This window comes from Pararhodobacter sp., assembly GCF_034676075.1.
Classification (GTDB): domain Bacteria; phylum Pseudomonadota; class Alphaproteobacteria; order Rhodobacterales; family Rhodobacteraceae; genus Pararhodobacter.
The window spans coordinates 1-11822 of record NZ_JAUCCQ010000122.1; the positions used below are offsets into that span (position 1 = coordinate 1).

General features: G+C 68.8%; 4 protein-coding genes. All 4 read right to left on the minus strand.

What is annotated here, in order from left to right; all coding sequences use genetic code 11:
* Window positions 1-31 precede the first annotated feature (31 nt).
* From VDQ18_RS19815 to VDQ18_RS19830, 4 genes are read right to left on the minus strand one after another with little or no spacing between them, the layout of a single operon-like run.
* Complete coding sequence (locus VDQ18_RS19815; RefSeq protein WP_323022628.1) at window positions 32-652, minus strand: 4'-phosphopantetheinyl transferase family protein; 621 nt, start codon at window positions 650-652, stop codon at window positions 32-34.
* Window positions 649-5178 (minus strand): MupA/Atu3671 family FMN-dependent luciferase-like monooxygenase, encoded by a 4530-nt coding sequence (locus VDQ18_RS19820; protein WP_323022629.1) that lies wholly within the window; start codon window positions 5176-5178, stop codon window positions 649-651. Before VDQ18_RS19820 ends, VDQ18_RS19815 begins: the two co-directional genes overlap by 4 nt.
* 1 nt (window position 5179) lies before the next feature.
* Window positions 5180-6136, minus strand: coding sequence for a glycosyltransferase family 2 protein (locus VDQ18_RS19825; RefSeq protein WP_323022630.1), 957 nt, complete (start codon window positions 6134-6136; stop codon window positions 5180-5182).
* The gene (locus VDQ18_RS19830; RefSeq protein ID WP_323022631.1) at window positions 6133-11808 is read right to left on the minus strand and encodes a type I polyketide synthase; all 5676 of its coding nucleotides are present in this window, start codon (window positions 11806-11808) and stop codon (window positions 6133-6135) included. Before VDQ18_RS19830 ends, VDQ18_RS19825 begins: the two co-directional genes overlap by 4 nt.
* Between the last annotated feature and the right edge of the window lie 14 nt (window positions 11809-11822).

The following is an 11822-nucleotide window of genomic DNA, read 5'->3' on the forward strand; positions in this document are numbered from 1 at the left end:
GGGCGATGGGCCGGGGATGCCGCGGCGCGGTTCATCCGATCCCGGTGAGGATGAAGCCCGACCCGATGGCGAAGCGCCCCTCCAACGCCTGACCGGCGCGGAACGGGCCGAGATCGCGTTGCCAGACGGCGCGGAACACGCCCTCGCCCAGGTCTATGGCGAAGGTATCGAAGCCGAAAAGCTGTTTCGTAACGGGATATTGAGCCTTGTAGGCGCATTCCTTGGCGCTGAAGATCAGCCGTGCCCTGCGTCCATCGGCGCCGCGTTCGCCGGACAACAGCACCGTTTCCCGCACGTCCTCGGGCAGGTTCTGGTCCAGCTCCAGATCAATCCCAACCAGCCCGGGGCCAGTCACCGCCAAAGCCCAACCCCCGGCATGGGTAATCGAGCCCCGAACGCCCTCAGGCCAGACCGGCGTCCGGTCCGGTCCCATCGGCAGCGCCACGTCCCTGCCCAAGGCCATCCGTGCCGCCGCCCGTCCGGCCGAAAACTCGGCCCGCCGCGCCGGGACCGCGCCGGCCAGCGCGCCCTCTTCCTCAGGTTTCAGCGAAACCCCGTCGACCGGCGCGATCCCCACCGGCAGCCCCGGAAACACCGACGCCGCCAGCCCGAGGAGCTGGCGGCGCAGGAAGGGATCGCCGGGCGCGCTCACCCCAGCTTGCTCAGCCGTTCCGCCCGCATCGCCCGGCGCTTGGACATCGCGTCCAGCCGCCCGCGCGCGGCCTCGGCCTCGACCGCCGGTTCGGCCACCGGGGCGGCCCCCGAGGCGGCGGTCACCGGCTTCAGCTTGCCGTCGATATGCCCGGCCAGCGCCGACAGAACCGGGAAGCGGAACACATCGGTGATCGACAGCCCCGGCAGGGCCAGCGCTTCGCGGATCTCGCGATGCGCCTGTACCGCCAGCAGCGAATGGCCGCCCAGCTGGAAGAAATTGTCGCCGGGCTTCACCTCGGCCACGCCCAGCACCCGCTGCCAGATCGCCGCGATCCGGGCCTGCGTGTCGCCCGCATTGGCCGCCACCGGCGCCGCGACGGGTGCCGCGCGGACCACCGCCTGCGGGGCGGGCAGCGCCTTGCGGTCGATCTTCTTGTTCGGCGTCAGCGGGAAGCTGTCCAGCCGGACCACGGCCGAGGGCACCATATGCGCGGGCAGCACCGAGGCCAGTTGCGCCTTCAGCCCGGCGGTATCGGCATGGCCCAGCACATAGGCCACCAGCCGCACGTCGCCCGGCTGATCCTCACGCGCCATGACCACCGATTGCGTGACCCCGGGCAGCGCATCCAGTTGCGTCTCGATCTCGCCCAGTTCGATCCGGTAGCCGCGGATCTTCACCTGATGGTCGGCCCGGCCGAGGAAATCGACCCCGCCATCGGCGCGCAGCCGCACCAGATCGCCGGTGCGATAGAGCCGCTCGCCGCCGATCTCCACGAAGCGTTCGGCGGTGAGCGCCTCACGCCGCCAATAGCCGCGCGTGACCCCGGCGCCGCCGATCCACAGCTCGCCCTCCTGCCCCAGCGGCACCGGGCGCTGATCCTCGTCCAGCACATGCAGCGTGGTGTTGGCGATGGGCGTGCCGATGCCGACCACCCCCTCGCCGCCCTTCGACAGCGCGGTTGTCGACCAGATCGTCGTCTCGGTCGGCCCGTACATGTTCTGCACCGGCCCGCCGATGATCCCGGCCAGATCGGAGGCCAGGGCCCCCGGCAGCGCCTCGCCCCCGACCATCAGCTGTTTCACGTGCGACAGGGCCGCACGAGCCTCGTCATTGCCGGTCAGCATGCGCGCCATCGACGGGGTGCATTGCAGATGCGTGACCCCGTGGCGCTGGATCTGCGCCGCGAGCGAGAAATCGTCCGCCGCCAGCTGCGCGGGCGCGTTCGAACGTTTCAGCACCTCGGCCAGCGGCCAGAGACCTTCCAGAACCTGCGAGGTGGGAATGCCGTAATCGATCAGGCAACCGATCTCGCCCACGCCGATCCGCTTCAATTGCTCGACGCGGCGCAGGCAATCCTCGACCGTGCCGAACAGGCCCGAATCCTCGAAATAGCGGTTGAAGGCATAGTCCAGGATCCCGTCCACCTCGTCCTGGCTGAGCGTGCCGAGGTCGATCTCCATCGGGTTGGTGGTGCCCTTCGGCTTCTTGAAGGCCGGGAAGGCCCAGGCGTATTGCTTGAGCAGCGCCGCCGCCGACATCAGGTAGGACTTCATCGGCCCGCGCGCGGTTTCGCGGGCCAGGTCACGGGTGCGCGCCACATAGGTGTGCAGCATCATCGTGACGATATGGTCCTTGGGATCGCGGCCGACCTCACGCAGGGCCTCGTGATAGATGGCGATCTTCTCGGCCACCTCGTCGATGGACTGGCCCAGCAGGTGGGTCAGGACGTTGGCCCCGATCCGCCCGGCCTCGCGCCAGGTTTCGGGGTTGCCGGCGGTGGTCAGCCAGATCGGCAATTCCTTCGACACCGGGCGCGGCAGGGATTGCAGGCTGCGGGTCTCGCCGTTGTGGTCGAAGTCCACCGCCTCGCCCCGCCAGAGCGCGCGCACCTTCTCGATCGTGTCGAGCATCGCCGCCTTGTTGTTCGGCACCGAGTTTTCCGGCCTGAGCACGAAATCCACCGGATGCCAGCCCGAGGCCATGCCGATCCCGGCCCGCCCGTTGGTCAGATTGTCGATGACCGCCCATTCCTCGGCGATCCGGAGCGGATGGTGCAGGGGCGCCACGCAGGAGCCGCCGCGCACGCCGATGTTCTTGGTTACGGCCGCGACGGCGGCGCCGGTGACCGAGGGGTTCGGATAGGGGCCACCAAAAGCGTGGAAATGGCGTTCCGGGGTCCAGACGGCGCTGAACCCGTGGGTATCGGCGAATTTGGCGCCTTCGAGCAGCAGTTCGTATTTCTGCGGCCCGGGGCCATCGTCATTGCCCCAGTAGAACAGGCTGAAATCCATCTTCTGGTCGAGGATCGGAAGCGAGCCGCCCGAGACCATCATCCGGTCCTCGTCCGAGGTCAGCACCAGCTTGAAGCCGCGGGACAGCGTCCAGAAGAGTTCCAGCACCGAGATGTCGAAGCTGAGCGAGGTCACGGCCAGCCAGACCCCCGCCGGATCGTGCTGGATGCGCTCGTCCATTCCGGCGAAGAAATTGGCGACGTTGCGGTGTTCGACCATCACGCCCTTCGGCAGGCCGGTCGAGCCCGAGGTATAGATCAGATAGGCGAGGTTTTCGGGCGCGGCGCCGGTGTCCGGGTTGGTCTCCGGCGCGGCGGCCAGACGCGTGTCGGTGTCCAGCACCAGCAGCTCGGCCGCATGCGCGGGCAGGGCGTCGATCAGCGCCGATTGCGTGACGATCACCGGGGCGCCGCTGTCGGTCAGGAAATGCTGCAGCCGGTCGGCGGGATAGGACGGGTCCATCGGCACATAGGCGCCGCCGGCCTTGAGGATGCCCAGCGCGCCGATCAGCAGATCGGGCGAGCGGCGGGCGCAGAGCGCCACCGGCGTATCCGGCGCGATCCCCAGCCCCTGCAACACATGCGCGACCTTGTTGGCCCGGGCGTTGAGCTGGGCATAGGTCAGGCTGATCCCTTCGAAGACCAGCGCCACGGCATCCGGCGTCCGGGCGACCTGCGCCTCGAACAGGCGGCTGATGGTCTGGTTGTCAAAGTCGCGGGCGGTGGCGTTCAGGCGGTCCATGACCGCGCGCTCCGGCGCGCCGATCCGGTCGAGTTCGGCGAGCGGCGCATCGCCTGCCCCCGCCAGATGCGCGATCCGTGCGGCGAACAGGTCGAGCGTCGCTTCGTCCAGTTTCGACAGGTCGGCCGACAGGCTAAGCCCCTCGGGTCCCGCCACCAGACAGAGCGCCGTGCCCGCGATCCGCTGGCCGGTTTCCGACAGGCCCAGCGCAGGCAGGGCCAGCGGCATCAGGGCCGGGTCACGGCCGATCAGGTCGCGCGCATAGGACGGGTGCTGCGCCGCCCTCTCCATCAGACCCGAAACCGAGGCCTCCATGGCGCCGAGGCTTTCGCCCTTGGGCGCCATCGGCAGCCAGCCCGCGATATAGGCGGGCGCCGCGGCTTGTGCCGCCGCCGTCGCCTGACCGCGATAGGCCCAGCCGCCGGGCGCATAGGCGGCGATGATCGCCGCCGCGCGGGCCGCTGAGACGCCGGTCAAGGCGCGGGTGGCGATGCCCTGCCCCTGTGCCCGGGCCGACAGTTCCGCCGGGGCGAACCCCTGCAGCGCCTTGCGCCAGCCCGCCTCGCCCGGGACCAAGGGTGCCATCGCCTCGGTCAGCGCGGCGTCGGGCAGGGGCAGAACCTCGCCCACCGTGGCCACATCGCTTTCGGGCAATCCGCCCAGACAGGTGATCCCGCCCAGCCGCACCGCGCCGGTGCCGCAGGCGATGATCGGCTCCTCCCCCGATTCAAGCACCATGCCCGGGGCGCCCTGACCCTCGACCACTTCTGCCGAGGTAACGGCGAAGACGCCTTTCGCCGTTTCGATCTTCGGCAGGGCCAGCGGGTTCCAATAGCCGCCGTGATCCAGCGCCCGCACCAGCCGCGCGACCTCCGCCGCCGGCTGCGCGAAATCGAGCCGCGCGGCCATGGCGGGTCGGTCGTCGCGCTTGCAGAGCGTCCGCTGGCTCAGATCCTGCGCGCGGCGGCCCGGGATCCCGGCCTCCAGCGCGCCGACGACGAAGGGGAAACTCTCGATCGCGGCGGCGTAGCAGCGGGCGTTCAGCGAGAAGGCGGTGTCGTCGGGGGCAATGTCGAACAGCGCCTGTTCGACGATATCGCCCTCATCCACCCCGCCCTCGATCAGATGCCAGGTGATGCCATGCCGCGTCTCGCCCTGCATCAGCGCCCAGACCGGCGCGTTGAGCCCGGCATAGCGCGGCAGCGGGCCGTCGTGGAAATTGACCGCGCCTTTGGCGGCACGGGCCAGCAGCGCCTCGGGCAGGACAGAGAGGTTGGCGATGGACAAGAGCCAGTCGAACTCCGCCGTGATCCGTTCCTCGATCCCCTTGCCGGGCGCCACAACCGGGATGCCTGCGCCGGTGGCCCAGGCGATGACTTCAGGGTTGCGGCTGGCCACGGTGACGATCCGGTGTCCGCGGCCGGTCAGCACCTTGGCGCATTGCACCAGAAGGGATTCGTTGCCCACCAGGACACATGAAAACGGCGTCATCTCAACTCTCCTGCACTAGCCTTTTCGCGGGGCGCGATCCGAAGCTGTGTTTCAGAAGATCGCGGAGAAAATGTGGCGGATTAACCTTTGGTTTCCTTTGAACCAGGACCCGGGCGCCATAGATGCCAAGCCCCGCCACATGCGCCAGCGTCGCCAGCATCGCGTAAAGCGCCCCGTGGTTCTTTTCGAAATAATACCGGCGCGAGCGGAACCAATACTCCGGGACCCGCCGCCATTCCTTCATCCCCGTGGACACCGAGCCCAGATGCATCACCCGGCTCTCCACGACATAGACCGTGGGCCAGCCCGCCATCGCCGCCCGGCGGCAGAGGTCGGTTTCTTCGAAATACAGGAAGAACGTCTCGTCAAAGAGGCCGATCTGATCCAGCACCGACCGCCGCATCAGGACCGAAGCCCCTGCCAGCCAATCCACCCGCTGGGTCCGGGTCGGCAGCGGCGGCGCGACAATCGCGTTCTTCAGCAGCTTCGACACCGGCCCAGTCTTCGCCGCCCCCTCGAATTCGCTGGCGATGGAGGGGAAGCGGAACGCCGTGGTATGCGGTGCGCCATCCTCGCCATGGATATGGCTGCCGGCGAAGCCGACCTCGGGATGGGTGTCGAGGTAATCGACCAGCGCGCGGATCGCATCGGGCGCGGGGAAGGCGTCCGAATTCAGGATATAGACGTAATCAGGCTTAGAGCCGTCCGGCAGCCCGGCCTTGATCCCGACATTGTTGCCCGCGCCATAGCCGCCGTTGCGCCCCGACTGGATCACCCGCACCCGGGGCCAGGCTGCTGCCGCCGCGCTCATCGCCTCGAAACTGCCGTCCTGGCTGTCGTTGTCGACGATGGTGATGGCGCCGGGGATCCCTTCCATCGCCACCATCGCCGCTTCGGTGGCCTTCAGCGTCATTTCCGCCGTCCGCCAGTTCAGGATCACGCAGAGCACGCTTTTCATGCTTCGGCCTCCGCGATCAGCGCTTTCAGTTTTGCCGCCATCACCCGCACATTCGGCTCCAGCACCATGCTGTCGTGGTCGCCCGGCACCTCATGGACCGAGAGTTTCGGCATGAAGCGCGACCAGTCGTTGTCGTCATAGACGTATTCCTTGGCCCGGCTGACCCAGCGCCCGCCGGTCACTTTCCAATGCCGGTCGAGCGGCGGCCGAAACAGCGCGACCGGCGCGTCGTAACGGTCCAGCGCGACGAAGGGCAGCGCCTCGCGGAACGCGGATTCGATGGCGCGGTTGTGGAAGCCGCTGTCGGCCTCGCCCGCCGCCTCATCGGCCATGCGCGCCTGTTCCTCCTGCCAGCGCTTCCGCTCGGCCAGCCACTCGCCCAGATAGGCGGGGCCCTTGCGGCGGAACTCGGCCAGCTTGATCATCGCCTTGTCGGCGCGGCTGAGCCATGGCCGTTCCGGCAGCGGCGTGTCCAGCAGCGTCAGCAGCCGGACCTCCTCGCCTGCCGCGCGCAGTTGCTTGGCCATCTCCAGCGCGGTCAGACCCCCGCCCGAGAAGCCGCCCAGCAGATAGGGGCCATGGGGTTGCACCTGCCGGACCTCGGCCAGGTAATCGCGCGCCGCCTCGTCCAGCCGCCGGTGCGGTTCGGCCCCGCCCAGCAGACCCCGGGCCTGCAAGCCATAGAACGGCCGGTCCTTGCCCAGCAGCTGCGCCAGATGCCGCAGGTTCAGCACGTTGCCGAACATGCCGGCGACCAGGAAGAACGGCGTCTTCGCGCCGCCCTCGCCCTCGTGCATCGGCACCAGGAATTCGTAGCGCTTGACGGGGGCCGCGACGGCCGGGGCCTCACCCGTCTCGGTGATGCCGGCGATTTCGGCGACGCGGGCGGCGATCTTCTCCACCGTCGGCGCCTCGAAGAGGACGGAGATCGGGAAATCCACCGACCAGGTCTTTTTCACGCGGGCAAAGAGGCGCACGGCGATCAGCGAGTGGCCGCCCAGATCGAAGAAACTGTCCTCGACCCCGACGCCCTCGACGCCCAGCAATTCTTCCCACATCGCCACCAGCATCCGCTCCACATCATTGCGGGGCGCGACATAGGCGCTGTCGAGGTTGGGGCGCTCGAATTTCTGCCCGACGCCGGTCTCGGCTTCCAAGGGCTGCGCGGCTTCGGCGATCAATTCCGGCAATGTCAGAGACGAAATCACCACCTGCGACCGCCCGGTCCCCAGCGCCCTGAGGAAGGCCTCACCCCCCTCGGCCGGCGTGATCCCCTGCGCCAGATTGCGAGCGAGACGCGCCTCGCCGGGGCTGAGCGCGCGGTCGTCCCCGGCGTCGGTGAACTCCACCTCGGAGGGCAGCAGCGGCGCGGGCGTGCCGAAGCCGCCTTCCAGCCGCTTGATGGTAAAGCGCCGGATCTCGGCGCAGACCTGCCCCTCGGGCGTGGCCAGCGTCACGTCGAAACTGGCGAAACCGGGTTCGGCGGGGGCGATGCGGATATGGCTGACGATCTGCGCGGGCAGGGCGGAATAGACCCTGACATTGCCATAACTGACCGGCACCCAGAGCGCGCGGCCCTGATAGCCGGGGATCAGCTCCATCGCCCAGCCGGTCGCCAGATCCATCAGCGCCGGGTGCAGGACATAGCCCTGATCCAGATCGGCGCGGAAGGCCGCGGGCAGCGACAGCCGGGCAATCCCCTCGCCGGTGCCATAGGCCACGCGGTTCAGCACCCGCCAGCGGGGGCCGAAGTTGAGGTGATGCTCCTGCCCGGTGGCGATGCCGCCTTGATCCTCGCGAATGCCGGTCAGGCAGCGCGCTTCCAGCGCGGCCACGTCCAGCGCATCGGCGGGGGCGATGGCCCCCATGTTCACCCGGGCCGAGGCGTTCAGGACGAAGCCCTTCCGCCCCCGCAGGCTGACCTCGGACCGCAAGGCGAAATCATACCCGGCGTCGGATCGGGTCAGGATGACCTCCACCGCCTTCGGCTGATCGACCTCCAGCGCGCGGAAGAAGGTCAGGTCGGCGATCTCAAAGGGCTCGACCTCGCCCTGCCCGTGCAGCGATTGCACGGCGATTTCCAGGATGCCGGTGCCGGGGACCAGCGCCTTTCCGTCCTTGGTGCGATGCTCGTCCAAGAGCCACATGTCGGTCGAATAGGTCGCCGTGAAGCGCCGGTTCATCGCCGCGTCGAAGCCCACGCGGTCCAGCAGCGGGACCGGGGCGAGCGCGTCGGGCAGTGCGGGCGCCTTGCCGCTGCGCGCGGCCATCGCCTCGGCCGCCATGCCGACCTCGGCCCAGATGCCCCAGTCGATGGCGGTGACCTTGGTCTTGCCCGTGCGGGCCTTGGCCCAGGCATTCAGATATTCGTTGGCCGCGACGTAATCGACCTGCCCGGCCGGGGCGGTGAGGGTGGAGGTCGAGGAGAAGACCACGATCCGCTCCACCGCGCCATCGGGCAGCAACGCGTCCAAGACCCGCGTGCCGTGGACCTTCGGCGCAAAGACGGATTCCACGCTGCCGACCGTCTTGGCGGCGAGCGGTGCGTCGTCGATGGCCCCGGCGGCGTGGATCACCCCGTGGATCGCCCCGAAGCGGGCCTTCGCCGCCTCCAGCGCACGGCGCATCTCGTCGATGTTGCAGACATCCGCGACGGCGGTCATCACCTCGGCGCCGAGCGATTCCAGTCTCTCCACTTGCAGAATCCGGCGCAAAGCGGGGCCGCCCTGGGCCTTCACCGCCTCCCATTCCGAACGCGGCGGCAGGTCGGTGCGGGCCAGCAGCACGATCTTGGCTTGCGAGCGCTGGATCAGCGCCTCGGCCACCGTCTGGCCGATCCCGCCGAAGCCGCCGGTGATCACCCAGACCCCGCCTTGCGGCAGATCGGGCAGCGAGTCCAGCGGCTGCGGGCGCAGGCGTTGTTCGTAGCGTTTGCCGTCCCTCAGCGCCGCCACCGCGGTCGAGGGCGCGGCCAGCAATTCCTCCAGCAGACCGGCGCTCTGATCCGGGCCGCGCTTGCGGGTCCGGGGCTCGATATCCAGCGTGGAGACGGTGATCCCGGGCATTTCATGCGGCATGACGCGGGCGGGTCCGGCGATCAGCACCTTTTCCGGCCAACGCAAAGCCTCGTCCCGGACCTGCGCCGCGCCGGCCGTGATCACAGTGGTATGGATCGGCCCCACCAGCCCTTCGGCGGCGATGGCCTGGCCGAGGAACAGGAGCGAATAGAAGCCCTGCTCGACATGCGCCTGAAACGCGCTGGAGCCGGGACGGAAATGTTCCTCACCCGAGGCCAGCCAGAAATGGGCAATCCTTGTGGGCACCGTGCCGCGATGCACCAGATCTTGCATGAGCTGGTCATAACCCTCGCGCCCGCGTTCGGGCGGCAGGATATAGGCGCTGTCGCCCCGGCGGCGGAAGGTGTCACCGGCCTGAACCTCGATCACCTTCTGGCCCCCGGCGCGTAGCTTGGCGATGACCGGCGCGGCGATGCCGTCCTGATCGGCGAAGACGAGCCAGGTCTCGGCCATCGAGGCCAGCGCGGCATCCAGATCGGCCTCCACCTCGGCCGAGCGCGCAACCCAGGCGAGCCTTGTGCCCATCTGCGTCACGTCCTCGATCCGGGCGGGCAGCGCGACGGCGGTCTCCGTGACGGGCTTGGCGGGGGCGATGAAGTATTCGCGGCGCTCGAACGGGTAGGTCGGCAGCGGCAGTTTCACCCGCCGCGCCTCGCCCCAGATCTGGCTCCAGTCGAAGGACCCGCCCAGCGCCCAGATCCGGCCCAGCAGGCCCATATGGTAAAGGTCGTCGGCGATCGCTTCCTCAGGGTGGCGCAGGACGGCGAGAACCTGCTGGCCGGGGACCGCGCCATGCATCCGCGTCAGCGAGGACAGGGCCTTGCCCGGCCCGACCTCGATCCAGATGCGATTGGGGTTTTCGGCAAGATTAGAGACGCATTCGGCGAAAAGGACGGTGTTGCGCAGGTGCTGCGTCCAGTAGTCCGGGCTGGTCGCCTGTTCGGCGGTCAGCGGCTGACCGGTGCGGTTCGAGATGATCGGCAGGCGCGGCGCTTGCAGCGGGATGGAGGCGAGGAAGGCGCGGAACTGGCCGAGGATCGGCTCAAGCATCCGGGAATGCGCGGCGATGTCGATGGCGATGCGCTGGGTGTCGATGCCGTCCGCCGAGAGCCGCGCGGCCAGATCGACCAGCGCCGCATCGGGGCCGGAAACGACCGTCAGTTCCGGTGCGTTGACCGAGGCGATGTCCAGATCGCCCAGATAGGGGGTGAGCGCGGCGACCGACAGCGGCACCGACAGCATCCCCCCGGCGGGCACCGTGTCGAAGAGCGAACCGCGCAGATGGACCAGCGCGATGCAATCCTCGAACGACAACACCCCGGCCAGACAGGCGGCGGTATTCTCGCCCATCGAATGGCCGACCAGCGCGGCGGGCTGCACGCCCCAGGCCATCAGCATCTGGGCCAGCGCGTATTCGGTGATCATGATCAGCGGCAGCTGGACGGAGGGCTTTTTCAGCGTCTCGTCGGCCTCGGCCTCGGCCCCCTTTTCGGGCAGCCACAGGGCGCGGATGTCGTAGGAAAGGCGCGGTTGCAGGATCTCCAGCCCGCGGTCCATCCATTCGGCGAAGACCGGCTCCGTCTCGTAGAGGTCGCGCGCCATGCCGGCGTATTGCGCGCCGCCGCCGGGGAAGAGGAAGACCACATCGGGATTGTCCAGCGCGGTATGGGTGAAGACCCGGCGCGGGTTGTCGGAGTCCAGCAGATCGGCGGCTTCCTCGGCGGTTTCGGCCACCACCACGCGGCGCTTGTCAAAGGCGCGGCGACCCTTGTGCAGGGTCCAGGCGGTATCGGCGAGGTCGATCCCCGGGTTGGCACGGAGATGCGCAGCCAGCCCCCTGGCCTGCGCGTCGAGCGCGGATTTCGAGCGGGCCGACAGCGTGAACAGCTGGAACGGCCAATCGGACTCATCAGAGGGCGCGCGGGCGGGCGCTTCTTCCAGGATCGCATGGGCATTGGTGCCGCCGACGCCCAAGGAGTTGATGCCGGCGCGGCGGGGATGGCCGCGTTGTTCCCAGGGGGTCAGCGCCGCGTTGACGGCGAAGGGCGAGGTCTCGAAATCAATCGTCGGGTTCGGCGCCTCGTAGCCCAGCGAGGGCGGGATCTCTCGGTGGTGCAGCGACAGCGCCACCTTGATCAGCGACGCCACCCCGGCGGCGGTATCCAGATGCCCGATGTTGGTCTTGACCGAGCCGATCTTGCAGAATTGCACGGCGTCGGTCTGGTCGCGGAAGGCCTGCGTCATGGCGGCGACCTCGATGGGATCGCCGAGGTAGGTGCCGGTGCCGTGGCATTCGATGTAATCGATGGTCTCGGCGGGGACATCGGCCACCGCCTGCGCCTCGGCCACGCAGCGCGCCTGACCCTCGACTGAGGGCGCGAGATACCCCGCCTTCTGCGCCCCGTCGTTGTTGATGGCAGAGCCCTTGAGCACGGCCCAGATATGATCGCCATCCCGCACGGCATCGGCAAGCCGCTTCAGCACCACGCACCCGGCGCCGGAGCCGAAGACGGTGCCCTGCGCGCGGTGGTCGAAGGCGTGGCATTCGCCATCGGGGCTGAGGATCTCGTTTTCCTTGTAGAGATAGCCGTGCATCTGCGGCAGCTCGA